Source organism: Alicyclobacillus acidoterrestris (genome assembly GCF_022674245.1).
GTDB lineage: Bacteria > Bacillota > Bacilli > Alicyclobacillales > Alicyclobacillaceae > Alicyclobacillus > Alicyclobacillus acidoterrestris.
Genome location: NZ_CP080467.1, coordinates 3,930,214 through 3,957,104, shown reverse-complemented (window position 1 = coordinate 3,957,104; position 26,891 = coordinate 3,930,214). Strand labels below are relative to the sequence as shown.

The 26,891-nt window shown below is 49.6% G+C and carries 27 protein-coding genes, 5 tRNA genes, 1 pseudogene and 1 riboswitch; of the genes and pseudogenes, 18 read left to right on the top strand and 15 right to left on the bottom strand.

Features of this window, described 5'->3' with window-relative positions:
- The first annotated feature begins 3 nt into the window (after positions 1 to 3).
- The 6 genes from K1I37_RS19450 to K1I37_RS19425 all read left to right on the top strand — a co-directional run bounded on the left by K1I37_RS19450 (position 4) and on the right by K1I37_RS19425 (position 3,570).
- Entirely contained in the window at positions 4 to 801 is a 798-nt protein-coding gene (locus K1I37_RS19450) for an FtsX-like permease family protein (RefSeq protein WP_021297670.1), read from the top strand.
- Positions 708 to 1,958: a hypothetical protein gene (locus K1I37_RS19445; RefSeq protein ID WP_161624373.1), complete on the top strand. Its 1,251-nt coding sequence runs from the start codon at positions 708 to 710 to the stop codon at positions 1,956 to 1,958. The genes K1I37_RS19450 and K1I37_RS19445 overlap by 94 nt, the downstream gene beginning before the upstream one ends.
- A gap of 11 nt (positions 1,959 to 1,969) precedes the next feature.
- Positions 1,970 to 2,428 carry a hypothetical protein gene (locus tag K1I37_RS19440; RefSeq protein WP_021297668.1) on the top strand — a complete coding sequence of 153 codons (459 nt, stop codon included), beginning with the start codon at positions 1,970 to 1,972 and terminating at the stop codon, positions 2,426 to 2,428.
- 145 nt (positions 2,429 to 2,573) lie between these two features.
- Positions 2,574 to 3,281, top strand: coding sequence for a ribulose-phosphate 3-epimerase (locus K1I37_RS19435; protein WP_021297667.1), 708 nt, complete (start codon positions 2,574 to 2,576; stop codon positions 3,279 to 3,281).
- 130 nt (positions 3,282 to 3,411) lie between these two features.
- A tRNA-Gly gene (locus K1I37_RS19430) sits at positions 3,412 to 3,486 on the top strand.
- A 10-nt stretch (positions 3,487 to 3,496) separates the two neighbouring features.
- A tRNA-Ile gene (locus tag K1I37_RS19425) sits at positions 3,497 to 3,570 on the top strand.
- On the opposite strand, the gene K1I37_RS22030 is transcribed toward K1I37_RS19425, so the two are convergent.
- Positions 3,546 to 3,767, bottom strand: a complete 222-nt coding sequence (locus tag K1I37_RS22030; protein WP_407653236.1) for a tyrosine-type recombinase/integrase — start codon at positions 3,765 to 3,767, stop codon at positions 3,546 to 3,548. The two genes, K1I37_RS19425 and K1I37_RS22030, sit on opposite strands and share 25 nt — an antisense overlap.
- Positions 3,768 to 4,107: 340 nt before the next feature.
- Between K1I37_RS22030 and K1I37_RS19420 the strand changes: the two genes are divergently transcribed.
- The 9 genes and pseudogenes from K1I37_RS19420 (at position 4,108) to nrdF (ending at position 12,812) form a co-directional block, all read left to right on the top strand.
- A complete protein-coding gene (locus K1I37_RS19420) occupies positions 4,108 to 4,893 on the top strand; it encodes an arylamine N-acetyltransferase family protein (protein ID WP_021297664.1) in 786 nt (261 codons plus the stop codon).
- 534 nt (positions 4,894 to 5,427) lie between these two features.
- Positions 5,428 to 5,610: a hypothetical protein gene (locus tag K1I37_RS19415; RefSeq protein WP_021297663.1), complete on the top strand. Its 183-nt coding sequence runs from the start codon at positions 5,428 to 5,430 to the stop codon at positions 5,608 to 5,610.
- Positions 5,611 to 5,636: 26 nt separating this feature from the next.
- Complete coding sequence (locus K1I37_RS19410) at positions 5,637 to 6,413, top strand: VOC family protein (protein WP_161624372.1); 777 nt, start codon at positions 5,637 to 5,639, stop codon at positions 6,411 to 6,413.
- A 56-nt stretch (positions 6,414 to 6,469) separates the two neighbouring features.
- Positions 6,470 to 6,992: pseudogene (locus K1I37_RS19405) on the top strand (GNAT family N-acetyltransferase).
- A 323-nt stretch (positions 6,993 to 7,315) separates the two neighbouring features.
- Positions 7,316 to 7,981, top strand: coding sequence for an NAD(P)H:quinone oxidoreductase (gene wrbA, locus K1I37_RS19400; RefSeq protein ID WP_021297660.1), 666 nt, complete (start codon positions 7,316 to 7,318; stop codon positions 7,979 to 7,981).
- 71 nt (positions 7,982 to 8,052) lie between these two features.
- Positions 8,053 to 8,829, top strand: a complete 777-nt coding sequence (locus tag K1I37_RS19395; RefSeq protein ID WP_021297659.1) for a DODA-type extradiol aromatic ring-opening family dioxygenase — start codon at positions 8,053 to 8,055, stop codon at positions 8,827 to 8,829.
- Positions 8,830 to 8,923: 94 nt separating this feature from the next.
- Positions 8,924 to 9,122: riboswitch (cobalamin riboswitch) on the top strand.
- A 144-nt stretch (positions 9,123 to 9,266) separates the two neighbouring features.
- Positions 9,267 to 9,650 carry a class Ib ribonucleoside-diphosphate reductase assembly flavoprotein NrdI gene (gene nrdI / locus K1I37_RS19390; RefSeq protein WP_021297658.1) on the top strand — a complete coding sequence of 128 codons (384 nt, stop codon included), beginning with the start codon at positions 9,267 to 9,269 and terminating at the stop codon, positions 9,648 to 9,650.
- A complete protein-coding gene (gene nrdE / locus K1I37_RS19385) occupies positions 9,622 to 11,718 on the top strand; it encodes a class 1b ribonucleoside-diphosphate reductase subunit alpha (protein ID WP_021297657.1) in 2,097 nt (698 codons plus the stop codon). Before nrdI ends, nrdE begins: the two co-directional genes overlap by 29 nt.
- Before the next feature lie 38 nt (positions 11,719 to 11,756).
- Positions 11,757 to 12,812, top strand: a complete 1,056-nt coding sequence (gene nrdF / locus K1I37_RS19380; protein WP_021297656.1) for a class 1b ribonucleoside-diphosphate reductase subunit beta — start codon at positions 11,757 to 11,759, stop codon at positions 12,810 to 12,812.
- A 26-nt stretch (positions 12,813 to 12,838) separates the two neighbouring features.
- Here the strand turns inward: nrdF and K1I37_RS19375 are convergent, their stop codons facing one another.
- The 4 genes from K1I37_RS19375 to K1I37_RS19360 all read right to left on the bottom strand — a co-directional run bounded on the left by K1I37_RS19375 (position 12,839) and on the right by K1I37_RS19360 (position 17,131).
- Positions 12,839 to 14,551 (bottom strand): ABC transporter substrate-binding protein, encoded by a 1,713-nt coding sequence (locus tag K1I37_RS19375; protein WP_242215946.1) that lies wholly within the window; start codon positions 14,549 to 14,551, stop codon positions 12,839 to 12,841.
- A gap of 214 nt (positions 14,552 to 14,765) precedes the next feature.
- Entirely contained in the window at positions 14,766 to 15,023 is a 258-nt protein-coding gene (locus tag K1I37_RS19370; RefSeq protein ID WP_021297654.1) for a hypothetical protein, read from the bottom strand.
- Positions 15,024 to 15,239: 216 nt separating this feature from the next.
- The gene (locus tag K1I37_RS19365; RefSeq protein WP_206923068.1) at positions 15,240 to 16,466 is read right to left on the bottom strand and encodes an IS256 family transposase; all 1,227 of its coding nucleotides are present in this window, start codon (positions 16,464 to 16,466) and stop codon (positions 15,240 to 15,242) included.
- Between the two features lie 86 nt (positions 16,467 to 16,552).
- Positions 16,553 to 17,131 carry an MFS transporter gene (locus K1I37_RS19360; RefSeq protein ID WP_242215945.1) on the bottom strand — a complete coding sequence of 193 codons (579 nt, stop codon included), beginning with the start codon at positions 17,129 to 17,131 and terminating at the stop codon, positions 16,553 to 16,555.
- A gap of 175 nt (positions 17,132 to 17,306) precedes the next feature.
- Between K1I37_RS19360 and K1I37_RS19355 the strand changes: the two genes are divergently transcribed.
- Entirely contained in the window at positions 17,307 to 18,191 is an 885-nt protein-coding gene (locus K1I37_RS19355) for a LysR family transcriptional regulator (RefSeq protein WP_021296038.1), read from the top strand.
- Between the two features lie 45 nt (positions 18,192 to 18,236).
- On the opposite strand, the gene K1I37_RS19350 is transcribed toward K1I37_RS19355, so the two are convergent.
- From K1I37_RS19350 to K1I37_RS19330, 5 genes are all read right to left on the bottom strand, one after another.
- Positions 18,237 to 18,617: a hypothetical protein gene (locus K1I37_RS19350; protein ID WP_021296039.1), complete on the bottom strand. Its 381-nt coding sequence runs from the start codon at positions 18,615 to 18,617 to the stop codon at positions 18,237 to 18,239.
- 86 nt (positions 18,618 to 18,703) lie between these two features.
- Positions 18,704 to 18,777: transfer RNA gene (locus tag K1I37_RS19345), tRNA-Gln, on the bottom strand.
- 6 nt (positions 18,778 to 18,783) lie between these two features.
- Positions 18,784 to 18,858: transfer RNA gene (locus K1I37_RS19340), tRNA-Asn, on the bottom strand.
- Positions 18,859 to 19,034: 176 nt separating this feature from the next.
- The gene (locus K1I37_RS19335; RefSeq protein ID WP_021296040.1) at positions 19,035 to 20,156 is read right to left on the bottom strand and encodes a cupin domain-containing protein; all 1,122 of its coding nucleotides are present in this window, start codon (positions 20,154 to 20,156) and stop codon (positions 19,035 to 19,037) included.
- 133 nt (positions 20,157 to 20,289) lie between these two features.
- The gene (locus K1I37_RS19330; protein ID WP_269078046.1) at positions 20,290 to 21,171 is read right to left on the bottom strand and encodes a sulfite oxidase; all 882 of its coding nucleotides are present in this window, start codon (positions 21,169 to 21,171) and stop codon (positions 20,290 to 20,292) included.
- Positions 21,172 to 21,285: 114 nt separating this feature from the next.
- Here K1I37_RS19330 and K1I37_RS19325 point away from each other — a divergent pair, with 114 nt between their 5' ends.
- Positions 21,286 to 22,488 (top strand): transposase, encoded by a 1,203-nt coding sequence (locus tag K1I37_RS19325; RefSeq protein ID WP_242215927.1) that lies wholly within the window; start codon positions 21,286 to 21,288, stop codon positions 22,486 to 22,488.
- 63 nt (positions 22,489 to 22,551) lie between these two features.
- Here K1I37_RS19325 and K1I37_RS19320 read toward each other — a convergent pair whose 3' ends face one another.
- Together K1I37_RS19320 and K1I37_RS19315 are read right to left on the bottom strand one after the other, a co-directional pair.
- Complete coding sequence (locus K1I37_RS19320) at positions 22,552 to 22,827, bottom strand: molybdopterin-dependent oxidoreductase (protein WP_242215944.1); 276 nt, start codon at positions 22,825 to 22,827, stop codon at positions 22,552 to 22,554.
- Between the two features lie 192 nt (positions 22,828 to 23,019).
- Positions 23,020 to 23,724, bottom strand: a complete 705-nt coding sequence (locus K1I37_RS19315; protein WP_021296581.1) for an iron-containing redox enzyme family protein — start codon at positions 23,722 to 23,724, stop codon at positions 23,020 to 23,022.
- Between the two features lie 166 nt (positions 23,725 to 23,890).
- Here K1I37_RS19315 and K1I37_RS19310 point away from each other — a divergent pair.
- Positions 23,891 to 23,964, top strand: a tRNA-Gly gene (locus tag K1I37_RS19310).
- Positions 23,965 to 24,108: 144 nt separating this feature from the next.
- Here the strand turns inward: K1I37_RS19310 and K1I37_RS19305 are convergent.
- The 3 genes from K1I37_RS19305 to K1I37_RS19295 form a co-directional block, all read right to left on the bottom strand.
- The gene (locus K1I37_RS19305) at positions 24,109 to 25,581 is read right to left on the bottom strand and encodes an APC family permease (protein ID WP_021296580.1); all 1,473 of its coding nucleotides are present in this window, start codon (positions 25,579 to 25,581) and stop codon (positions 24,109 to 24,111) included.
- Positions 25,582 to 25,810: 229 nt separating this feature from the next.
- On the bottom strand, positions 25,811 to 26,227 hold the full coding sequence (locus tag K1I37_RS19300) for an organic hydroperoxide resistance protein (RefSeq protein ID WP_021296579.1): 417 nt from the start codon (positions 26,225 to 26,227) through the stop codon (positions 25,811 to 25,813).
- Between the two features lie 13 nt (positions 26,228 to 26,240).
- Complete coding sequence (locus K1I37_RS19295) at positions 26,241 to 26,687, bottom strand: MarR family winged helix-turn-helix transcriptional regulator (RefSeq protein ID WP_021296578.1); 447 nt, start codon at positions 26,685 to 26,687, stop codon at positions 26,241 to 26,243.
- Positions 26,688 to 26,891: the final 204 nt, after the last annotated feature.

Sequence of the window (26,891 nt, the reverse complement as noted above, 5' to 3'; positions counted from 1 at the left end):
GCCATGACATTCGGCCAACTCGTCCGTAAAAATGTCGTGCGCCAAAAGCGCCTTTACATCGGGTATATCGCGTCGAGCAGCGTGTCCGTGATGATTTTGTTTATGTTTATGAATTTCGTGTATAACCCGGCGGTCGTCGGAGGTTACATGCCCGCAGGCGCCCGAATGGTGATGCTGGTGAGTGGTTGGCTCGTCGCTTTATTCTCTGTGTTTTTCATCTTTTACTTCCACACCGCGATGCTGCGGTTGCGAGGTCAGGAGTTTGGCCTCCTGCAGGTACTAGGCATGACGCCAAAGCAGATGGGCCGCATGGTGATTCGGGAGAGCGCGATGATTGATGGTGTCGCGCTTGGCCTTGGTCTTCTCTTCGGGCTCCTGTTCACAAAACTGTTTCTCTTGGCCGTCGGCGATTTATTGGTACTGCCCATGGAAATCCCGTTCGCTGCGCCCGCCAAGTCGTGGTTGGTCACATGTATCGTGTTCATCCTCATCTTCGCGCTCGAGGGTGCCTTGATGGCGTTTCGCATTCGGCGTCGTGGTCCGAAGCATCTGCTATTCAGCAGACGATCCCGCCAAAAACCCCCACACCCCTCGCTTCTTCTCGCGGGCTTGGGTGTCGTCTGTGTCGCCGCCGGTTACTACTTGGCCATCGCACAGAGCGTGCGGACACTCGAAACGCTATTGGACTGGTGGTCATTATCACCCTGGTGGTCATCGGGACGTACCTCATCTACACGCAGGTCTTGGTATGGGTACTCATGCGTTTGCGTGGGCGCGTACGCACCGGCGTCGCGCTGTTGACGGTCAGCCGACTCGCCTATCGCATGAAAGACCACGCCCGGGCCCTCACCGTCATCGCCACATTGTCGGCTGTGGTGATGACCGGGGCAGGCACGATGTTAGGGTTTCTGTCGGTGTTCAAGCAGGGGGATGTCGTTCGCCAGCCGTTCGCGGTGATCACCTGGACCAACGCCAATCATCCATTGTCACGCACACCCGCTGACCTCGCGCATCAACTCAATGCGTCAGGTGCCAAGGTGACACAGGAACTGGACGCAACCGCGCTCGCTGGCACACTGCAAAAAGGTGCAGGACAGCGCGGGGTGTATCCGGTGAGTGTGGTGTCGAGATCGACCTTTCAACGCTTTGTGACGGCTATCAAATCCGCCCACAAACAGGTCGCCTACATGTACCCGGACGCACTGACGCTCACAGCGGGTCATGCCCTGTACGTCGCTAGTTTTCCCGTGACGGTGCCGAATGAATTTCACGACACACAAGCAAAGCTAACCGTCGGCCACGACAACGCGACATCGGTTGTCGTCGATAAGCAAATCAGCGAGCGCACGTTCAATTTCGGTACGACCGCTATCAACGACAATCTACTCGTCGTATCAGACGCCGATTTCCGCCACCTGAAAGCCATCACGCCGTCTGCGTCGACCTGGACAGCACATGCGTTTACGGTCGCCAATCTGGCGAAGGTACCTGCCACCATGAAGCAACAGTTCCCATCGTCGCAGGTGAATGTGGCGGAACCAACTGATCAGTCGCTCGTCGGCGTGTTTTCGACGATGATTTTCTCAGGCATGTTCATCTCGCTGATGATGTTGCTCGCCTGCGGCAATACGTTGTATTTCCGACTCCTGAACAACCGGGCGGAGGATGGTATTCAGTTTCGATCCCTCCGCCGCATTGGCACCACCCACCGCGAACTGGGCCGCGTGCTGACCGCGGAGTTCAGCGTCTTGTTCTTCTTTCCCTTCGTGCTGGCGGCCATGCATTCCATCGCTGCCATTATCGACTTCCGCCACGTGCTTGCCTTGCCTGGCCGCCTGTGGCCAGTGAGTCTCGCGGTGTTACTCGCATATCTCGCGTTCATGGTGATTTACTTCATCGCCGCGCGCATCACGTATCCCCGCCAACTGCATATCGACGACCCGCGCCGCGCCCGCTGAGGCGCGGCGCGTTGGTCCTTGTCGCTCGGCTGATTCAGGGGGTGTCTACTGGTATTGAGCAACCCGCAGCAAATGCCGCAGCGATGGAAATTGCCCGGCCCGGGCGGCAAGGGCTCTTTTCTGGAGTCGTGAATGTGGCGTTTAACCAGGGGGGAAACTTGATGGCTTCCCTCATCTGCTTTCTTGCCAGTATGGCCTTTGGAACGAGTGCAATGCAAAGTTGGGGTTGGCGAATTCCCTTCCACGAGAACGCCACGGCCGTTTTCGGCGTGACAACCCTATTAATGCTCATTATGGTGGCGGTCGGTCCGCTGTCGGGATATTTAGCCGATCACTTTGGCTCTTCCACCACTGGCGTAGCGGTTGGCTACGGCATTTGGTGGGACAGCATCGTATTTGCTTATTGCAGCACAGCAAGCAGGGGAATTGTGGTTGTTTCTTACGTATGGGCGCGTTCGTTTGTGCACTGAGTGTCGTGATTTATGTGTGGGCGCTCAGACGCGGTCAGGTGGTGAGAGAATCGCCTGTACAACCGGCAGGGGAGGAAGCGGCAGCGATTGAATAAGTGGAGACATGGATCAGAACCTGATGTGAGCATGGAAAGGGGACTAGGAAGTGCCTAGGACACGAAGTAACCAATATCCATCTATCGTGAATGCGCCGTCCTTATTCAACTGCGATTTTCGAGATCTACCGGCGCAACTGGATGAACTCGTCGGAGCCGGAGTGGACTTTTTCCACATTGATCTCATGGACGGCCATTATGTTCCCAATCTCGCCTTTCCAACAAAATTTGTGTCAGAGTTGAAGAAGGCATATCCGAATTGTACGGCAGATGTTCATTTAATGGTCTCGGAGCCGGAACGCTATATTCCAATACTCGCAGAGTACGGCGCAGACTATGTTAGCTTTCATGCTGACAGCACTCGATTTGCCCGCCGGTTAATCACGGAAATACAACGTCATGGAATGAAAGCAGGCGTGGTCATCAACCCATCACAGCCAATGGACGTGGTGTCTCCGTATATTTCGGCGTTAGACTACGTGGTATTAATGACGGTCGAGCCAGGCTTTGCAGGACAGCGATTCCTTAGCGGTTCTCTGGAACGACTGGAAGCACTGAACGCATTGCGGATGGAAACCGAAAATCAGCCATTGATTGAGATTGATGGCGGCATTGATTACAGCTCGGCAGAGGCTTGTGTTCGGCGGGGGGCAGATATTCTGGTTACCGGTGTGTTTGTAACTTTTGAACAACGAGAAGGCACCGCAGCAGCAGTTCGGCGCTTTGCCAGCACACTAGCTCAAGTACCTAGAGGCTGATATGATGTCGCCATAGCCGCCTTGCGCCGGCTTTGGCGCCGTAAGGTGGCTGTTGACGACAGCCAGTTCATGTGAAAGGCCCCTTTACATAGCTAGTCATCTTTCGTATAATATAGCCTGTTCCCTGTATGCGGAAGTGGCTCAGGGGTAGAGCATCGCCTTGCCAAGGCGAGGGTCGCGGGTTCGAATCCCGTCTTCCGCTCCAAGTTTTACAAGGGCCCATAGCTCAGTTGGTTAGAGCGGCCGGCTCATAACCGGTTGGTCCTAGGTTCGAGTCCTAGTGGGCCCATATGAACACAGAAAACCCCTTGATTTATCAAGGGGTTTTCTGATGCCGTCTAAAAATGATCTACAAGTCCTAGTTTGTTCTCTCTTCTGTCCCAATGTTTGACGGACTGTCTTCAAATCAACGTTGCTTCCCAATAACCAGGTGGCATGTGTATGGCGAAGATCATGGAATCCAAACTCGTGACCGACATAGCTGATTATTTTAGTGACGAAATATATATCGTCACAGTTCGTGACAAAAAAGTGACAAAAAAGGACAGGCTCTGTAAATCTAGGTGACTACAGCGCCTGTCCTTGATTCGTTTTACGGTCAATTATTTCATCACATTTTGATGATGTGTAGTTTTTGCGATGATGTCGTATCCTTGCAAAATGAGTCCTCGGAGATGGTTGATACGTTAGTTTCGATGTTTGTTCAAACGCTCACTATCGATGCGGAAAATTGAGATATCGCCTGAACGCAGAAAGATATTTGGGCGAACTTGTACAGGGCGAGTTTCGCGGTAGTTACTTTAGAAGATATTTAGGGGATAAGAACATGCACAGTTTAAGAACGCTGTTTCTCAATAGAATAGGAGTCCCGGAGAGCGAGAATGTCACTTTTGAAAACCTGGACATGATTCTTGAAAAGACTGCTAGAACCATCCCATTTGAAAATTTGTGCATTATGGAGAATCGGACAACCGACATTACACCAGACAATTTAATAGACAAAATACTTAAACGAAACGAGGGCGGACTGTGTTATGAGCTAAATACGATTTTCTATCTGTTCTTAATTGAAAATGGATTCAATGCGAACCTCGTTCGAGGCATTATATTCGATCCTACCGTTCAACAGTGGAGTAAAACGGGAAGAACACATGTAACCATCATCATCACGCACGATAATCAACAATATGTGGTGGATACTGGATTTGGAGGGAACTTACCTTTAAAGCCGGTGCCATTAAACGGAGAAATCGTGAAATCAGGCAACGGAGAGTTCCGAATAGAAAAGGCGAATAGTGAGTACGGTAATTACCTTTTGTACATGAAATTAAAGCATAAGGATGATGACTGGAAACTTGGTTATGCTTTTGATTCTACAAGAGTCGTTGAGAATCTTTCTGAACTGAATGAAGTACAAAAAATAATCTTAGAGCATCCAGAATCTCCGTTTAACAAAAGACCGTTAGTTACGAAACTAACAGAACGAGGCAACATGATTTTAACGGATACATCGTTTACCGAAAAAATTGACGGGAACGTGCAGAAAAAAGAGATCGACAGCACGATGTTTCAGAGGCTGATTAGAGATAGATTTGGCATGGAAAGTGGTTGAAGTGAAATCCACTTGTCATTAGTCACATAAAGTCCAATGTGAGACCATAAAAACGCCACGTGCTTTCCACTTCTTTTTCACATTCATTTGTGATAATGCTTTTGTGGCATGTGTAAGCCACTGAAAAGACATCTTCCCTTTGGACAGCCCAGGATTTTGGACTGTCTCTTTTTTAACCGTAATGAATTACTCACTGCACGTTTTTGTGTATAGATGGGCGGATTCAGTTTCGTGTGAACTTTCAATCATATTTCAACGTTGGCGGGTTACACTGACTATCGTTAAGACGACGCCATGATGGTTTTCGTCGCATTACCCCCTATTTGGCCCCTGCAGAGATGCAGGGGCATTTTTTTGCCCGCAGGTGTAGTGTTCAGTTGACAAAATGAGCTTCGCAAAATAAACTTAGAATATCCAGCGGGGAAATCGGAATAAAATTGAGTAGCCGACTTTACACGAAGAGGCGACGGAACTTGTTTCCGTCGCCTTTTGTCTTTGGGCGGCGAGTGTTGCAGCAAACGAGGTGAGCGCGAGTTGGAGATTGCCGATGACTTCGAGATGGTGGTTTTGTCCAAGGACCATTTGCCTGAAATGATGGTGCAAATGGAAAAGATTAAATCCCAAATTCAACAGAATGAGATAAAAGTGTTGAACGTCACGCGCAGTTCAAGAAACGAGTTAGTGATTGTATTTAAAAGGAGAGACCAACACGCATGATGGTGACAAGCGGAAGGAGCCTTCACATGAATTTTGCGGTTGACCATATTGTTCAAGAAGTCGACGACCTACAGCAGGTTTCACGGGCATTTGATGCGCTAGATATTCGGACGGTCGTTTTCCAGAACGACAGGAGTGCTATGGCCGTGTTACATCAATGTACCAACACGTATGTGGAATATTGTACGCCCTTTACGAATCCGTGGCGTACACTTGCACCCCATCGAACCGCGCGAAAGGAAGGGGAGCCAAGTCGTACTTGGGTAGCGATACGCGTCGATGATATACACGCTTGTGCAGCGTCACTATGGGAACAGGGGTACATGATGGAGGGGCCGCGATACCAAAGCGTACAGTTGCCCACGGGTGAAGTCGTCGAATCGCTCGTATTGATTCCTAGAATCAAATCCCCATCTGGCATCCCACTGCCTATTTTCATTGAGCGGGGCGGGACAGAGATCTCGTATATGCAAAAGCATCATTCGGTGATATCGCCAGACGCCATCTTGAATTTGCGGAGCATTGCGATTGCAACTCGGGATGTATCGGCTGCTGCGGAAACGTGGGCGACTTTATTGAGACGACGTCCGACCGAGTGTTGGATTCAGACAGACATTTCCGCCTACTGTGTGCGAATTCCACTTGATGATAATATATACATTATCTTCTGCTCTCCAGTCGGGGAAGGGCTTGTCGCAAGGACGTTGAGAGAGCATGGAGATCATGTATTTCTACTCAATTTCACGGGGAGTCATTATCAAGTAGATAGTTCCATTTGCGGTACAGTGCATCGCATGATGTAGTGATCGAACTGAAACGGATGGAGCGCCACACAAAATTCGAATGGGTGGAATGATTGATGAAACCGGTTTATTTGGTCAAACCATCGATAGCGTATCGCAATGCATATTTGTCCTTCTATGAGGAATGGAGTCGCAGCGGAGAGCCGATGATACCGTGGGTGATTACCAAGGATCCGTCAGATTTCGAGGGCATGGTTCAATTTTTGCTCGAGAGTGAGCGCGGCGAGAGTCTTCCAGAGGGGTGGGTGCCGGGATCGACATATTGGCTGGTGGATGATGAACCAACCGTCATCGGGGTGGTCAATATTCGGCACTGGTTGACGGAGCAGTTAGCTCAGTCTGGCGGACACATCGGATACGGCATTCGGCCTTCTCGAAGACGCCAAGGATACGCCACCAAACTGTTGGCCCTATCATTGGACAAGGCGCGGGAACTTGGGATAGATCGAGTCTTGCTCGTCTGTGACGAATCTAACGTAGCCTCCAAAAAAGACTATACGAAATCATGGAGGAATTCCGGATACGAACTGCGTTGAAGAGAATGGAAATGTGGTACTTCGGTTTTGGATACCCTTGTAGTGACTGGACTGGTGTCTGCACCGCTGGGTGGATACAAAAGTGTTCGGATATCGGATGGCAATGTCCCTTGGCCTTGATTTACATATCGCAAATCCCGCAAATCCCGACAGCACTGGGGTAAACATTCTTTGTTTACCCATATGTCGCCCTCAACCCATGCGCCCACCTTATTTTCTCCCAATCTAACTTAAATTAATGTATTGACAAAAGGTAAGTGTATAACTTATTGTTGAGCCACAGGCATGACTAATCAAATGGAAGTTGATTATGAAATGGATGTTTGGGCTGTGCACATTCTGTTAACAACGTAATGAGGTGAACGTATGGGATTGTTCGCCAAAATTTTCGGCAAGCAAGCCAAAGAGGGGACGATACAAATGTCGAACGTAAAATTAGCGGTGATTTACTATAGTTCAACAGGAACAAACTACAAGATGGCGAATGCCGCTGCTCAGGCAGCGAGGGAAGCAGGGGCTGAAGTGAAGGTTCTCAAGGTGCCGGAGTTGGCTCCTGAGGAAGCCATCGCTTCGAATCCAAGCTGGAAGGCACATGTTGAAGAAACGCGGAACGTTCCTACGGCTACAGCGGCTGACATTGAGTGGGCGGATGCCATTATCTTTAGTGTACCGACCCGTTTCGGCAATGTTCCTTCGCAGATGAAACAGTTTCTCGATACGATGGGTGGACTTTGGGCACAAGGCAAGACCGTCAATAAGGTCGTCAGTGCGATGACCAGCGCTCAAAACCCGCATGGCGGCCAGGAAGCAACCATCCTTTCCATCTACACAAGCATGTATCACTGGGGGGCAATCGTTGTTGCGCCGGGTTACACGGATCAAGTTGTGTTTGGCGCTGGTGGTAACCCATATGGTACGAGTGCGACAGCGGTCGAGGATGGCTCCATAGACGAAGCAACGACTGCGGCTATCAAGCACCAAGCGAACCGCGTGGTGACTGTCGCTAGTTGGGTGAAAAAAGGTCAGGCGTAACACGTTACAAAACAGCCGCTCTCGGTATCAGGGGCGGCTGTTTTTGTGTACGCCGACAAGGGGGGACGAATATGATTCCAGCGCTATTTATTGCACATGGTGCACCACTTTTAGCGATTGAGGACAACGATTACACGCGGTTTTTAAGCGGCTTGGGGCAAGCGCTGCCGCGGCCAAGTGCCGTGATCCTATTTTCCGCACACTGGGTGACAGGTGTACAACAGGTCAGTGGGGTTACCGAATACGACACGATTTACGATTTTGGTGGCTTCCCGGATGAACTCTATCAGATTCGGTATCCGGCCAAAGGAGATCGACAAATTGTTCACCGGATTGCAGCGTTGTTGATGAAAGATGGCATTCCGTTTGAGGTCGACACAACACGTGGACTCGATCACGGCGCCTGGATCATATTACGCCTACTTTATCCCGACGCGGACGTTCCCGTTATCTCCATGTCCGTCAACCCTCGGCTTTCAGCGGAGCAACAGTACAAAATCGGGCAATCGTTAGCATGGTTACGCGCAAACGATGCCTTGATTATTGCTAGTGGTGGCACCGTTCACAATTTACGGGCTGTACAGTGGCAAGAAAATCAGGTGAGCGACTGGGCACTGCAATTTGACGAGTGGTTGGAGACGCAACTCAAAGAGTGGAATTTGAACGCATTATTTCGGTATGCTACGCTAGCACCCCATGCAAGCCTTGCGGTTCCACCTTATGGGAATGAACACTTTATCCCGATATTTTACGCGATGGGGGCTGCGGATGATGTTCGCAAAGCCACATTGTTACACAGAAGTTATCGGTACGGAAACTTGAGTCACAGTGTGTGGCAGTTTGGATGAGTGGAATGCATCCGTGCTGTTTGCACCATATCTAGTGCACAGAAGAATTCAATCTATTGATTATCACTAGATACAGTGGTATAACATAGACACAATTTCAATTTGCGAGCCAGGTGCTCACGTTCGCGTGAGTGAAAAGGGAATCCGGTGAGAATCCGGAACAGTCCTCGCTGCGGTGAAGAACGACGTAGAAACAGTGGTGCTTTTGCACCAACCACTTGACGTAAGTCAGGGAAGGTGGTTTCTGCGGATGACGTCTAAGTCCGAAGACCTGCCTAGCTCGATGGCTGTACACTCTCACGGGGGGTTGGGAGGGGCGTTTCGTAATGGTGATCTTTTATCGTGGATTCATGATTGCGCATAGCACCCCATTCCCTTGTGCGGAATGGGTTTTTTTGTGTCCGCTAGATTCACAGAGCATGGGAGAGAAATGAGACGTGCGTATTTTCTACGATAGCCGCACTGGCAACGTGCGAAGGTTTCTCAAAGACTGCGGGCTCGACGCAGCGCCGATTACGGAAGAGATGACTGTGGACGAACCGTTTGTGCTGGTTACATATACGACTGGTCGCGGTCAGGTTCCGCGCAAGACGCAGGCCTTTCTCGAAAAAAATCATCGCTATCTCCACGGTGTCGCTGCCAGCGGCGAGCGGAACTGGGGGCGGGAGAACTTCGCCAAGTGCGCGGACGCCGTCTGTGCTATGTATCCGCAGGCTGAACTCCTGCTCAAGTTCGAGAAGCGAGGTACGGAGAAAGATAGGGAACGATTCCTGGAAAGGGTGGCAGCACTGGATGAAGGCATATCTCAAGTACAATGCTGAGATCAATCGGCGCGGTGAAAATGGTTTTTGGCAACTGGAAAAGGACGAACTGGCCATTGCGGAATTCGCCAAGGAGGTGGAGGCGCAGTCGTTGAAATTTTCCTCCCTGGAGGAACGGCTTCGCCATTTGGTAGACCACAACTATTATTACAACCTATTTGAGCAGTACAGCATGACGGAGATTGAGGCTGTGTACGCGGTGGTGGAAAGTGTTCCATTTGCCTTTCAGTCGTTCATGGCTATTTCCAAGTTTTATCGCGACTACGCTCTGAAGACGAACGACGGGGCCTATTACCTTGAGCGCTACCAAGATCGCAATGCCATTGTGGCGCTCTTCCTCGCGCAAGGGAACGTGGACATGGCATGCAGATTGGCGAAAGCGCTCATGGAGCAGCGTTACCAACCCGCGACGCCGACCTACTTGAATGCGGGGAAAGCCCGGCGTGGAGAATTAGTCTCCTGCTTTTTGGACGAGATGGACGACTCCCTCAATTCCATTGGACACATCATTAACCAGTGTATGCAACTGTCCAAGATTGGCGGGGGCGTTTCTACGAATCTATCGAAACTGCGGATGCTCGGGGACCCCATTCGTGGCGTGGAACAGGCAGCCAAAGGCGTCATTCCGGTGATGAAGCTGCTTGAAGATGGTTTTACCTACGCGGATCAAATGGGCCAGCGCAAAGGTGCCGGGGCAGTGTACCTGAACATTTTTCACGGCGACATCGTACGCTTTCTCAGTACCAAAAAAGTCAACGCAGATGAGAAGACGCGAATGAAGACCCTGGCGACGGGGATTATTGTGCCGGATCGATTCATGCAAATCTTGGAGAATGACGAACCGTTTTACGTATTCTCGCCTTACAGTGTCCATCAGGCGTATGGGGTGCACTTGGACGAGATGGATCTCGACCAAATGTACGACGAACTCGTCGGCAACCCGAAGGTGAACAAGGAACTGTGCGAGTTATCCGCACGGGAGTTGATGACGCAGATTGCCATTACGCAGTTAGAGTCTGGCTATCCATACTTGTTCTTCAAGAGCAATGCCAACCGCGATCATGCGCTGAAAGCGTTGGGCAGTATCAAATTTTCCAACCTGTGTACAGAAATCATGCAGCTGAGTCGACACTCGGTTATTCATGACTACGGGGAAGCCGATGAGATTCAGCTAGGTATCAGTTGCAACTTGGGCTCTCTCAATATTGTCAACGTGATGGAGCACCAGAACATCCGCGAGACGGTACACACCGCGATGGAGGCGTTGACCACGGTTTCAGACATGAGTGACGTCCGGAACGCGCCTTCCATTCGCAGCGCCAATCGACGCTTCCACTCAGTGGGGCTCGGGGCCATGAACTTGCACGGGTTTTTGGCCAAGCATGGCATTCCTTATGAGAGTGCAGTAGCGCGCGATTTTGCCAACGTGTTTTTTGCGATGGTCAACTACTACAGCTTGGAGAAGAGTATGCTCATTGCCAAAGAACGTGGGCAGTGCTTCGAAGGATTTGAACGGTCCGAGTACGCCAACGGTCAATACTTCCAACCGTATTTGACACGGGATTTTGTGCCGCGCAGCGAGAAGGTCAAGGCGTTGTTCGCCGGCATCGACGTGCCCACGCGGCGTGACTGGGCGCGCCTTCGTGACGATGTCATGCGTTATGGCGTGTTCCATGCGTACCGGCTAGCGATTGCGCCGACTCAGTCTATCAGTTATATCCAAAATTCTACGCAGTCGGTGATGCCGGTGGTGCGTCGGATAGAGAACCGGACGTATGGCAATGCCAGCACGTATTATCCGATGCCGTTTCTCAGTCCGACCACGCAGTGGCTGTACAAGTCGGCGTTCGACATGGATCAGAAGAAGATCATCGACATGGTCGCGGTGATTCAACAACACGTCGACCAGGGCATCTCGACGACACTGTTTGTCAAAAAGGACATTCCTACTGACGAGTTGGTTCAGTACTTTGCGTATGCGCACAAGCGCGGCTTGAAGAGCTTGTACTACGTTCGCAACCGCACTAAGCCGAATGAGAATGATATTTGTGAGTCTTGCGCCATCTGAACAGGCAGATCTAGGCGAAATGAGGAGGAGAAAGCCGTATGGCGAGCAACGCGGTGCACCGCGCGGTCAACTGGAATCGGTTGACCGACGAATACACCTTGGAATTCTGGGATATGAACACGTCGCAATTCTGGCTGGAGAAAGAAATCGATTTAAGCATGGACGTACCTGTGTGGAATCGGATGTCGGAAGCCGAAAAACGCACTTATGAAGAAGTTTTGGCAGGGCTCACGCTATTGGACACGAAACAGGCGCAGCGCGGCATGCCCTTGATTGCACTACATATAGATGACGAGCAACGGGGCGCAGTTTTGTCGTTTATGGGGGCGATGGAGCACATTCACGCCAAATCGTATTCTTCCATTTTTTCGACGGTGTGTTCCCCCATGCGCATTGACCAATTGTTTGAATGGGTGCAGACACAGCCGAACTTGCAATACAAGGCGCAACGCGTCAGCTGTTTCTACGAATCGCTGTTCCAGCCAACGGTCACTGACGAGGCGCTGTATCAGGCGATGGTGGCGAGCGTATTGCTGGAGTCGTTTCTCTTTTATTCCGGATTTTTTTACCCACTATACCTCGCTGGTCAGGGGAAAATGGTAGCGAGCGGTGAGATTATCAATCTCATCATTCGCGATGAATCCGTGCACGGACAATACGTCGGACTGTTGGCACAGGAGCGGTTTGACGCTATGGATGCACCGACGAGAGATAGGCTGCAAGCCTTTGCGAACAAATTGCTGCTGGAATTGTACGAGAATGAGTTGGTGTACACGGAAGCGATATACGGGGAACTGCAGTTGGTGGACGAAGTGAAAGCGTTCCTGCGGTATAACGCCAACAAGGCATTTGACAACCTTGGTTTTGACCACCTGTTTCCGGACGAGGAGATAAATCCCGTGGTGGAGCAAGGGCTCAGCACTGAGACAAAGCATCACGACTTTTTCTCCGTCAAAGGTAACGGCTATGTGAAGGCGTTGAATGTGCGCCCAGTGACGGATGCGACGTTTGACATTCCTGAATTGGAGACGGATTTGCTGGCTGAAATCGAAGCGCTCGAAGACGAAGTTGAAATACAAAACGAGTCCCTGTAAGAGGGACTCGTTTGGAATACCGAGAGTTAGTTACTTCCGTGACCTGGATCAACCCACATTTTCCCGAATTGATCTTCCACAATGTCACTTGGAACGACACCGTGTAGCCAAGGTTGAATGCTGAAATATCCAACGTTTTGGTAATACGGAACCCATGCCGCATCAGACATGACCTTGTTTATCACTTTGCCATAAAGTTCGTCTCTTTGCTGTTGGTCGGTTGAGTATTCAGCTTGATTCAACCATTCATCGACCTGAGCATTGGAGTAGTTGTTCATATTGTTGCCTGCTGCAATCTGATTCGAGTTGAAGAGCGTGTTCAAGAAGTCAGATGCATCCGGAAAATCCTGTTGCCAACCACTCTCATATACCTGCGCTGTGCCCGACATGGCCTTCGTCAGGAAGTCCTTCCAGGTCACTTCGTGGATCTTCACAGTAATCCCAATTTGTTTCATCATTGCTTGGAAAGCTTGGTCCTGCTTCTTGGCATTGTCCGTGTTTTCATTCCACATATCGAGTGTCAAGCCATTCGGATACCCAGCTTCCTTCAGGAGTTGTTTCGCCTTCGTTAGATTGTACGAGTACTGAGCGCTCGGATCTAATTTGGAGACATATCCCTCTAACGTGTTCGGCAGAGGTTGGTTTAGCGGCTTAACAGCGCCGTTGTTGATTTTTACAATTTGGCTGTCCTGGAAAGCATACTCAATTGCTTGCCGAACCTTGATATTACTCAATGGGTTTGGCTGGCCGTTGAGCGTTGGCTTCATGTTCAAACCGACATATTCAATAGAGCTCATAGGCTGTGTCACTACATCGCTCTTGTACTTCGGCGAATTCATGATGGTAGGATAAGCAGCTGAAGGAATACCATCGCCACCTATCAACCATGGGCTCATAAGGGCTGTCTGACCTTGCTCCCAGTGCAGTGCAGCCAATTGACCATTGTTGTTAATGTTGATAGTTACCTTATTCAAGTATGGTAGTTGATTCCCAGACGAGTCCTTCTGCCAGTAATGTGGGTTCTTCACCAGGACTACCTGGCTTTGCGTATTCTTTTGTACCTCAAACGGCCCTGTCCCCATTGCTTGCGTGGTATCCAACGCTGCATTGCCGACCTTCTTTTCAAAGGCAGGGTCAACTGCGGAGGCAAATGGCATCGCCATAATCTTCAAGAAGAACTGCTCTGGCTTATCCAGATGAATGACCAACGTGTCATTGTCCGGTGTGCTGATACCACTAATGGTTTTTGCTTGACCATTGTAGTACGCCTGCGCACCGGTGATATCCATGAAGAATTGATTACCTGGCGACGGTTTTGGCTTCAGATTTTTATCCAAGACGCGCTCAATCTCATATACGAAATCTTGTGATGTGAGCGGATCACCATTGGAGAACGTTACACCTTTACGCAAATGGAAAGTATATGTCTTCCCATCATTCGAAACATCCCAACTTTGTGCCAATTCACCCGTAATATTATTTGTACTTCCTGAATAGGTGACCAATTGTTGATAAACCTGAGAGACAACTTCTGTTGATACGGTGTCAAATTCAATTGCCGGATCTAGATCTGGAACTGCTTGAGCCATATCAACTGTAATTGAGCCACCCTCAACCGGTTTCTCACTAGAGGATGTTCCCCCAGCAGAAGGAGCACTACCTGTTGAGCCGGACGTACTGTTCGTGCCACAACCTGCAAGTAATACAGAAATCATACCGACACCTGCAACCGTGGCCATACCCCGTTTCCAAATCTCTTTCACACAACTTCCCCCATTTTTTATAATCGCTCGAATTTGACACACAGACTGATCATCGAGCCACCGAATAATCTGTATTATATGTCGAAATTCATTGATTCTCAACAAGTAAACAAATATTAAATTTATAAATTAACAAAAAATAGCCATCATAATGGAATGATGCTTAACAAATTAAGGGATACCATAAATTTTATGGTACATGGATATCTGCTTCTTGGCAGGCTTTTAAGAATCGTTGAACGTTGTTTGAGGACTCGGCGAAATACTGTGCCCCATATGGAATCGCATATGCCCAATCTACAGGAATCGTCACTAGAGACGGGTGAACATCCTCCCATCCGTCCAACGTCAGGAGAACGGCACCGTTCACTTCACAGCGATTAAATACATCCATGTTATAGTGATGGATGGCATCCTTAATTTGGATTTCTGGGTGCTCTGATAACAAGTATCCTCGTATTTCGCACTGGTAAAATCCTTTGCAATATCTATTTCGGGCTTGTTGTCGATTTCGCGAATCAAATCGTTCACTACCTGTTGAATTCGTGGTTCCCAAGCTTTAAGACTTCGAGGGGTGAAAGCAGCAGATAGCAGGGACCGCGATTTGCGGTGTTCGGTAGTGTCCCGTCAAGTGGTGTAAATTGAGTGCAACCCCTAGTGTTAGCTATTTATGCAAAACTGACGTTGGAGCTAGTAACTGCTGTTCATCAGTGCCAATGAGTTTTGCCATAGACTCTCGGCTGAAGTAGCGCCTTGCAACTATCCATTCATCGTTCTGCTCTTGGAGAATCGATCCTCCAAGGCGCAATACAGACTCTCGGTTGGGGAATATGCCAACCACATCAAAGCGCCGCCTTAGTTCACGATTTAAGCGCTCAAGTGGGTTTGTCGAGCAAATCTGCTTCCAGTGCTCCTTCGGGAATCCCATGTATGCTAATACGTCTTCCTCTGCACGTTCCAGAACACCCATCGCTTTTGGAAACTTTCCTTGAAGTTGTTTCACAACGACAGATAATTGCTGTTTGGCGGCTTCCTGCGTCGGCTGCGCAAAGATGGTCCGGACAATGGATGAGACCATCGCTTGTGACGCTCTAGGCACCTGGCTGAGAATATTGCGCATTGTGTGGACACGACAGCGCTGCCAGGTCGCTCCAGTCAGCGCAGAAGCAATGGCACTACGCAGTCCTTCGTGCGCGTCGCTAATTACTAACTGTACGCCACGCAATCCACGTGCAATCAGACTGCGGATGAATGTGAGCCAAAACGCGCCGTCCTCGCTGGTGCCAATGTCAAATCCCAATACTTCACGCTCACCGGTGTTTCGCACACCAATGGCAATCACAAACGCCATGCTCTGCACCCGTCCGCCTTCTCGCACTTTCGGGAAAGTGGCATCTAGCCAAAGATATGGATACGTCCCCTCCAGCGGGCGGTTTTTGAAGTCCTGCACTACATCGTCGAGTTCTTTACAGATTCGAGACACTTCGCTTTTGCTGATTCCTTGAATCCCCATAGATTCGACCAACTCATCCACTTTACGAGTGCTCACACCATGCACATACGCTTCTTGAACAACGGACAGAAGGGCTTTTTCAGCCTTCCGCCGAGGTTCTAGGATACTTGGGAAGTAACTCCCTTTACGAAGCTTGGGAATCTGCAAATCGATCGTTCCGACACGAGTATCCCATTCTCGTTCTCTATACCCATTACGGCTGTTGCTACGCTTCTCACTACGCTCATATCGCTCAGCGCCAATCAGGGAGCTCACCTCAGCCTCCATCACTGCTTGGGTGAGAACCCTCAGCCCTTCTTTCAAGAAATCCACATCACCATCTTCTAATCCGATCTTGCGAATTAACTCCAAAAGTGCGATCTTATCCGTATAAGCCATCGAAGTGCCTCCTCTACTGATTGCTGCACACTTTTAGTAGATTGCACTCGATGGCTTTTTCGTCAAGATTCAGCCTCCTGAAGAATTTACACCACTACTTGAGACTTTAACTGCAGATTGACGAAGCACCACCAGATGATTGCGGCGACAAAAGCAATCATAGCCCAGAATCCGAGAGAATCCTGCCAGGAGTGAAAAGCATCCTCCAATGGGATGGAAAACGATGTACTCATGGCCGCGCCGAGCGTCAGGGCGACGGTATAGACCGCAATCATGGCTGGGACGTGTTGCGGAAAGTGCAATTTGATAAATCCAGACAACAGAGGCCCAACCATGGCGATTCCGACGCCGGCAATGAACGCTGTGATGAGCAATAGGTCGACGGAGTGCGTGAATAATCGAATCAGGGTACCGACCCCAATGACAATCAAGGACAAGCCAATCACCCGCTCAACGCCCCATTTGCTGCTCATCTTTGCGGCGACTGGAGAAAAAATCCCCATGCAAAGTACGGGGATGGAAGTGAGCAGGCTGGCAATTGCCGCATTCATGCCAAGCTGCGCGTCCAAGGTTCCGAGTAGCGGGGAGATGGAGTTAATCGCAGGGCGCAGATTCAATGAGGTCACAAATAATGCGATGATAATGAAGACTGCACGTTTCTTCATATGGTCGAACTCCCCCCTTTAAAAAATTGATAGGTATGCGCATCCGTATTGGCCGATTGTTGGTTGCGCGTACGTGGAACAAATGTACTTGGAGAACAATGATTTATCAATTATATTGGAGTAATCATTATGATTTACTTTAAAAATGATAAGTGCCGTGAAAGAGGAGCGCTGTATGGAACTTAGGCAATTGGAGTACTTTCTCGCTGTTTGCGACGAACTGCATTTCACCAAGGCGGCGAACAAAATCGGTGTTTCGCAACCGAATCTGAGTCTACAAATCAAGGCGCTCGAAGAGGAGATGGGGGTGCCCTTGTTTGATCGCATTGGGAAACGCATTGCGCTTACGGAAGCGGGATCGATTTTGCTGAAATATACGCGAACGGTGTTTCAAAATGTCCAAAATGCACGTCACGAGATAGATGAACTCCGTCACCAACCTGGGGGAACGCTGAATGTTGGCGCGTTGCCGTCTGAACTCGATTTCCGATTGACGCCGATGTTCGTTCAATTTTTTCAAAAGTACCCTAACATTCGGCTCAAAATTGTCTCGGAGGTCGATTTGGCGGCATTGGTGTTGAGTACGGAAATTGATATTGGCATTTCCGTAAAACCAGCATTCGATGCTCGCTTGGTCGTCCGTCCGTTGACCCGGGAGGCATATGGGGTAGTCGTCTCGAATGAACACGAGCTGGCTCAGAGAGACTCGATTTCGCTGATGGAGCTCAAACACTTACCTGTTGTGGCGTATCCAAGGGGACTTTGGGGCAGGGAAGCGGTGGAACATCAGTGTCAACAGCATGGATTCAATTTGAATGTGGTGGTCGAAACGACATCGAACCCTTCACTCTTTCATTTTGTGAGGGAAAATATCGGAGTGGCCGTTCAAACCCATTCGCTCGTCGAATCTATTGATCACCTCAATCTGCGGTTCATCCCGATACACGATGATGCGCCAGTTAGAGAGATGAGCATTATCTATCGCGCCGATAAATATCTCAGCCATGCCGCAAGGGCCTTTATTCACTTTGCCGAAGAACGGTTAAAAGAACCTAGTTGATAGTTCGCCCAATGGGCAACAGCAGAGGGCGCTCGCGTAGATGTATCACAGCTTATCTCGCACGTCTGCAAACGTCAGGGCCATGTAGCGGTCAATATCGTCTAACAACTTGTTCCCCCGGAAGTTGACGCAATACCCTTCTGTCGTCGGCGTGAAATGATCGACGTAGTCGCCGTCTATCTTTACACGGATGCCAGCGTCGCTTTTACGAAACGACAACTCATGGCCCTCCACCAGGAGTGCTAGTTCCTTTTCGTTCTCCTCTACGCTTGCCAGCGCAAAGTCGATAACGTCCGAAATATCCTCCATAAACATCGTGAAATACCCGCGTATCTTGCCCCAGTCCGACTCAATAGATCGGCGTTTGGCCGCATCATCCGCGTAACGCTCGTTAATCTTGTTGATAAAATCAGCACGAAAAGACACGGGGTTGCCTCCTATATCGGTACAAGGTGATTGGTAAAAGGCGATAAAACAAAACCGCCCCGAGTGATGGGGCGGTTCGAATAGACTGGCTGCCGAACTAGGACTCGAACCTAGACTAACTGAGTCAGAGTCAGTCGTGCTACCATTACACCATTCGGCATTAATTTGGCTCCCCGAGTAGGATTCGAACCTACGACCCTCCGATTAACAGTCGGATGCTCTACCGCTGAGCTATCGAGGAATGTAGATTGACGGATGCAAGAATGGTCCTCTCGTACCAACTTGGTGTGTCGTCAAGTTGCGGCGTCCGATGAACCACGGTTTATATTATAAGGACTTACATTCAACGGATCAATCCTCATTTACAAATTCGTTTGCCGCACACGGAGCGGGGGCTTCGAATAGGCCACGGTACGACTATCTTCGTGGCCTATCCGGTGGGCCAATCATTAACGTCCCCGTGATGGAGGAAATTTCCCTCGTGAATTCTCGAGCGTGAATGTCATATGCGCGTTGGAAGACATCTGCTGGTGTCAGGCGAAGAATGTCTGACCCTTCGACAGACTCGATTTTGCCATCGTTAAAATAGACCAGCATGTGCGCGTCCTCCGTGTAGGGGATAATCCAGTGCAACCAGCCTTTCGGTATCAGTGTCACCTGACCGGGTTTTAAACGGTAATTGCAGACAGCGAGTGTGTTCGGGTCGAGGATGGACACGGTGACTTCGCCGGAGATGACATAATCCAATTCATCTGCATTGGGATGCCAGTGCGGTTCTCGTACGTGTCCCATGGTGAGGTAGAGATCGCCTAAGGATAAGACATTCATCATGGGGATTTGGGTACTGGTCACCTCGTACAGATAACTGTGATCTCGCCGCACCGCAAGGTTTCGCTTTAAATCAAAAAACAGATTGGGAGAGCCAGGAGGCGTGTGGTTTACGACCCGTGGCACGGATTCCGGATGCTCGTCTGACAGATTCGTCAGCGCGTATCGATCCGGCGGGCCAATGACGACGGTTTCCTTGATGGGGGATACCAAACTGGCGAATTGCTTCGCATTCACGTCATACGATTGCTGAAAAACTTTTGGCGGCGTTTTTCGCAACACGTTGGATCCCTCGATGATTTGGCGCTTTGCACTGCTGAATACCTGGACGACGTGAACGTCGTCGGATACGGCCGTGATCCAATGCCACCAGTTGATTGGAATGAAGACGACTTGACTGGGGGTCACGTGAAATTGCAGTAGGTGGTGGCGAATGGGATCAACCATGCCAATCACGACTTCACCGGTGACGACATAGTCCAACTCTGCGGCGTTTGGATGCCAGTGCGGCTCCCGGATGTGCCCCTTGCTCATAAATAGGTCGTCTAATCCGATTCGATTCAGTGTTGGCAGTTGGTCGGACGTCACTTGGAAAATGACGTTATCGGCATTTTTTCGAAAGAAGGTGCTATATTCATAGAAAAGTTGTGAAGACGCCCACTTTTTTCTCCTCGATTTTGTTTTTTTCATCGCGAACTTTCTGCCGGACATCCGTCATCCTCGACTCCTTTTCCACTTAGGCGGTGCATCTTACACGTATATTCACCACGCCGAACAATGGATACATGGAAGTGGAATGGTCGCGGATGATCCACGAAAGGATCGGTTTACACGGGTCCGATGATTAATGAAAGAATTTCGGATCCAGCTTGACGACGTGTACTTGAACGCAATGAATCGAATGATTCAAGTATCCCTTAACGTTCCAAGGGGCTTCCATGGGTTGAGACTCACCCAATTCATTGGTTGCTTTACTCATGATGGCGTATTGACCTGGTTTTTGCACCGTCCACTCGTATGTCCAACGCCTCCACGAGTACGGGATGTCCGGGTCCAGGAATGAGGCCTCACGCCAATGCTTCCCGCCGTCCGTGCTCACTTCGACTTTCTTCAGAGCGTGCGGCCCGTTCCAGGCGTAGCCCGCAATCCGATGCGTTCCTAGCGCCAGTTCTTGCTGGTCAGTCGGATTTGCGATGGTCGAGTTGACGAACACGGTCGTCACAGGGGTTGCGTGGGCAAAGTTATTGGGTTTTTTGAGAACGACGTAGTCGACGACTTGAAACGGCCCTGTAAAAGGCTCATCCGTGACCGTAATTTTGTGGAGCCATTTCACAGACGCAATTCCGTACCACCCAGGCACGATGAGTCGTAAGGGAAATCCGTGTTTATCCGGAAGCGGAGAGCCATTCATTTCGTATGCCAGCAGCGTATCTGGAGCCAGTGCTTGTGCGACAGGTAAACTTCGTGCAAAGTGTAGTTGGCCGGGCATATCATTTCGCGATCCGGCATCCATACCTTGAAAAATAACTTCTTTTGCTTCTTCCGCAATGCCCGCTTCGTTTAATAGATCCCGCAATCGCACGCCGCCCCAGACTGCGTGGCTAATGGCACCTAATCCGAATTGGTTGCCTTGTGCTTTCTTTTTAAATAGGGATCGTTTGTTACCTGCACATTCCAACGTAGCTTGCACAGTTGTTTTTTTCATTTTCTTGAGCGTTTTGCAGATTTATAAACTCCCGCAGGGCAAGGGTTCTGAGGGCATGAAAAAGGACTTCACCCCAACCTTCGAGAAAATTTCAAGTAACCCAAACCAGAAATTTTCGAGGAGGGAAGTCCCACTATGTATATTCTCCAACCATCGCTCTTTTCCTTTGAAGACTGGTTAGAAATTGACTCCAGCGATCGTCTGCCCTTGTTCTTTGCTGTCTTGGATTTACAACCCTATGCTTCAAAATTGAGAAAACAGTCACCCCAAGGCGCGAAACCTATGAATCGTGAAGCGATTCTGCGTGCATTGCTGGCTGCTCCGCTTGAAGGAATCTCAACGTTCACAAGGCTTCATGAACGGTTGGCGCTAGATATATGCTTTCGCTACCAGTGTGGGTTTCGAATCGACGAAGCAGCCCCGTCGGTCTCCACACTGAGTCGCGTGTTTTCAGCCGTTGTTGAGTTGGGTCTCGCTGAGAAGCTCTTCATTGACCTGGTTAGTCAATGTAAAGAAGCGAGCATCATCAACGGACGCCATTTGGCTGTGGACAGTGCCGCCGTGAAGTCCTACGAGAAAAAACAACCTAAGTCCAAGAGCCAGGAAACGGGCAATGCCAACTGGGGCGCAAAATACGATACCTTTGGCAACAAGCTTGCTTGGTTCGGATACAAATTCCACTTGGCTGTGGACACCGCGAGTGAACTGCCAGTTGCTTTGGATGTCACACCAGCGAACGTCTTTGATGGTGAGATGGCGGCGCCATTGCTGGAACACGTCGTGACGACGCACGGTTGGAAAATCGACTTTGTCATGATGGATGCTGGATATGATCAAGTCAAAAACTATGAAACGGTTCGTCAATATGGTGCACAGGCGATTATCGCGATGAACAAGCGCGGTGAAAAAGAACCGCCTGAAGGAATCGCATCGGACGGGACGCCGCGTTGCACGATGGGATATAACATGGTGTATTGGGGTGCGGACGGTGACCGACTAAAGTTTCGCTGTCCGCACGCGGTTGGGAAGGTGGATTGTCCGCTTGGAATCGCGGCATGTTCCGAATCCAACTACGGTATGGTGGTCAAAAAGCGGATCACAGAAGATATTCGGCGGTACTGCACACCACACCGAGGCACGCAGAATTGGAAGTTGTTATACAACGAGCGAACTGCTGTAGAGCGTTGCAACGCAAGGCTTAAGACAAATTTGACGGCAAACGACGTCCATGTCCGAGGCATCCGAAAAGTAAAGGCGTACATGTTCCTCAACGCGATCGTGTTACTTGCATCGGCACTAGCTGTGAACCATATCGAACGACACAAGAAAACTGCATAAATCATAACAAGTTGACCTGATGAGACACGGCGCAAGAATACCGATATATGGAATATTGTCTGCTTACCCTAGGTGTTGTTCCTTTTTCACCTCCACCCAAAACGACCATTCTGCAAAACGCTCTTTCTTAATATCCGTATAGGTAAAGCTTAGTGGACGATTGACTAAGCCCTCAATTTGGAGTGCCCAATTGTCCAAATCAACCTTAGGGTATTCAAAATGGTTCCGTACATAAAACAAGTCATTCGGCGTAATAATAGTTAGGTCGCCGACCATAGGGTATTCAAGATTTTCTACAGGGTAGTAGGAATTAGGAACTAGGTGAATATCACGGTTCATTCAATAACCTCCAGGCAAGCGTGTTACCTTATAGCATGAACGAATCGCCTATTTTTAAACGACAGTGCGATCACAGTCTTAGATGATGTAGGAATTGGGCAGTTACTATTGATATAGCGCAAAAAAGGCACCTGCAGGTGCAAGTGCCTTTTTGCTTGTACCTATGTGAATCAGGGCTACAAGGCGCGGTGTTTAGGCGCGTTGAATCATTTCCTCGTGCAGTTGTGCATACATCAGCGCTTCAGACTTTGCAATTTTCGATCCGACCTGGAACATCACATCGAGATCTTTTGGCTCTTTGAACTGCACGAGTATATCTTTGCACAACTGATAGTGCCGCGGTTCGTGCTCGTCCGCATGCACGTCCCAGAATAACAAGTTGGGCGCACCATAGTTCGGATGTCTGAGTCCGTTCGCGATGTCCCCCATGACAGTACCTGCAAACATCTCGGATCCCAATCCTACGGCCGCCATGGCTTCAAGCGGCGTGGCACCACGGAAAAATTCGATGAAGGTGTCGATGGCGTTGCGGACTGCAGCAGACATTGGTTGTGTCGGAACGCCACGATGATCGAGATGGACGTCGGGATATACGGACAAGAGAAAACTCTTGTACAACTGTTCGTGTGATTTGCCTTCTTCACCGCGTCCAGCCTCGTCCCAGAGGTTGTCGGCGAGCGGTACCCACCATGTATCCAGTGGTTCCATGGCCGAGATAGCTGCACCCAGAACGCGTGGGAAGTGGCGGCTGTAATACGAATATTGAACAGCAAAGTACTGAATTTGAGGAATGGTGTAGCCCCCGTCTCTCAATGTGCTGAGAAACACACCGTTTAAAAATTCCTCTTCAACCACCTGGTTGATGGCTGCTTCGACATCGCTGTATTGACTGAACACAATAATTCCTCCTCAAAGAACTAGCGAATCTAGTGTAACAAAATATCAACCGGAAAGTTGCGGTGCAATAGCGAAATAAAAACAAATCATGTAGTAAAGAGGCACTGTACAGCGTGGAAGTGCAGAATTTGTGTGAATGTGGTATATTATGGGGTGTCCACATCATGCGGGTGTAGTTCAATGGTAGAACTCCAGCCTTCCAAGCTGGTAGCGTGGGTTCGATTCCCATCACCCGCTCCACCACATAAACCAATAAATGTGTATAAAAGAGACCGCATTTCGAGTTATCGAGGCGGTCTCTTTGACTCTGGTGAATGAATTTTTCCAGTTTCTATAGTTTCTATCATGGTTGCCTGTCAATAGGTACACGCCGTTGTCGTGAACTTAATGATTCATCGTATGTTGCTTTTTGACTTTGTTCTTTGGCCTGACAACGTAAATCACAATGGCGATGACGGCTACAATAGCGGCCTGTACAAATGGTTGAAGAATCAACGAATCGGTCCAGGATGAGATGGTGATGGACACGATAAACCAGATAGACACCAGCATTAAAACGACGCCCAAAAGCACCTGTAACCATCGAAGGGAAGCAAGCTTAGAGCGATTCTGACGATACCGTTCTGGCGACCTCTTTGGAAAGACAATCATCCCAACCCCCATAAAGAAGAACACAATCATCACCGAGAGCACGCGTAAGTTGACGCCGAAGACGTAGCCGAGATCAATAGATTCTATCAGGCTGATACTGCCGAAGATGGCGCTAATGGTAAGCGCCAGGACGGGGGTATGGTAGCGCGCATGCGTCCTGCCGAAAACACTGGGTAAAATACCATCTTCGCTCCATGCAAATACCCATCGGGACTGGGCCAAAAAGATGGGGAGAAGTGTCTTGATGACAATTAGTGCGACGAGCACGTTGATCACCGCCGACAACCAATGTGGCATAACGAATTGCAAGAGGCCAGATGATGTGGTGTAGTCGGTGTAATTCATACTGGATAGCCCACCGATAATGCGCCAGGGAACCGCGTGGTATATGGCGAAAGCAAATACAGTATAGACTACGGTGACGACACTTACGGTGAACAGAACCCCTCGTGGCAAGGTGTGTTGAGCATTCACAGCCTCGCCACCTGTTTGTGTCGCTGTCGATAAACCAAGATAGCCAAAAAAGAGTACCGGAAGGGCGGAACCAAAGGCTACGCCGGGACTTACATGATGGGCGGGTGACGCATTCAGGATGTGGTTAAGTGGAATATGTAGGTGTGTCGCTACAGCGGATGCAAGCGTGTTTTGATTGGTTGAGAACCCGACCACCATTAACAGGATAGCCACAAACAAGACGATACACATGGCGATCACGGCCAGTATGCCCGCTAAACGCACACCCCGAACGTGAATGAGCCAAAAGGCCCAAATAATGACGAGTCCCCCGATAAGAATGCCAATATTCGACGAAAGAAACTGGGCAGCTCCTTGCAGACCGATGGACGAGGCGGCCGTCGCAAGAAATGTCGGCGCGGTGTAGGACAAAGATCCGAGTGACCCAGTTAATCCAAACCACGCGAGAAAGGTTGAAACAAAGCCAATCGGTTGACTCACAGATTTCGATAGCATGACATATTCGCCACCGGCACCAATTAACCCTGAAGCAAAGAAGTAGCGATATGCTATCACAGTGATGAACGTAATCAGTCCTCCGACAATCATCAATAGAGGTACCAAGCTTCCGACCCCTGGTGCCGTCTTTTGAATCTGCGTCGACACAAAAAACAAACCGGATGCAATCTCATTGGTCAACCCGAACGCGACAATCGCAATCAAGCCCAGTGTCCTGTTCAGTCGTTGCTGCACGATGCCACTCTCCTGTCACAAGGGTCATCTCTGTAAAGTTATCCCCAGTCTCTTTAATCCGAGTGGTTTTGTCAACATTGATATGATGTTATATCAACATGTCGAGTTTGGACCGCCTATTGGTTGTGATGGCTGCAGTTGTTCGGGGAGGAGGTGCGTTTGCAGTGAAATGGGAATACAGGCTCTTCCGCGGCAAGTGGAAGAGCCTGTATGTTAGCGATTGCCCGTATTACAGGACATTCAATTGGACTTCGATGTTGCCACGCGTTGCTTTCGAGTAGGGGCAAACTTGGTGAGCTGCCTCGACAATCTCTTGAGCCGTTTCTTGTGATACGCCTGGAATTTTGACATCCAGACGGACAGACAGCGCGAAGGTGCCATCGTCCTCTTTGCCAATGGTCGTATGAGCCGTGACTGACGTATCCTTGACAGCAATTTTTTTGCTCCGCGCGACGAGATTCACCGCACTGTCGAAGCAAGCTGCATAACCAGCCGCAAACAACTGCTCAGGATTGGTCGCGCCGCCTGCGCCACCTAGTTCTTTGGGCATCCGAACATCTAAATCCAACATGCCATCAGACGATGTGACGTGTCCGTTTCGTCCGCCACCTTGAACCGTTGCTGTCGCTGTGTATAAGTTTTGCATGTTTCATCTCTCCTCAATTTGGTATCTGTTGTTGGACTTGTTGAATCATTCCCCGAAGGGTCGCCAGCAGGCGCTCAACTTCTTGTTCGTCAGAACCGAGACGTTTCAGGAGCGATTCCGGAATGCAATAGGCGTTGGCTCGCAACTTTTGCCCTTTTTCCGTCAGCGAAATCCGCACTGTTCGCTCGTCTTCCTTGTCTCTATCCCGTCGCAATAAACCGGCGGTTTCCATTCGCTTCAGCATTGGCGTCAGTGTGCCAGAGTCGAGGTAGAGCCGTTCGCCAAGGTGTTTGACCGTACTACTTTCCTCTTCCCATAACACCAGCAATACCAAGTACTGTGGGTACGTCACCCCCAATTCGTCGAGTAGCGGGCGATATAACTTTGTGATCTCCCGCGACAAGGCATAGACGCTGAAACAAAGTTGGTTGTCTAACTTGAGCAAGTCGTCTTTCTTCATCGTTTGCAGCCCTCAATTTCATTGCTTACAATTTGATTGTACACAACTTAATTTTGAGTGTCAACATGCATGCTTTAGATTACCTTGTCCATTCACCCCTCTTTACGATACGCGCATGCCCGGAATTCACACATGGTCGCATGGCATGGGATACTTCATCGCTTGGTATAAGAGAAAGCTTTTTAGAGAAACTAGCTGGTGGTG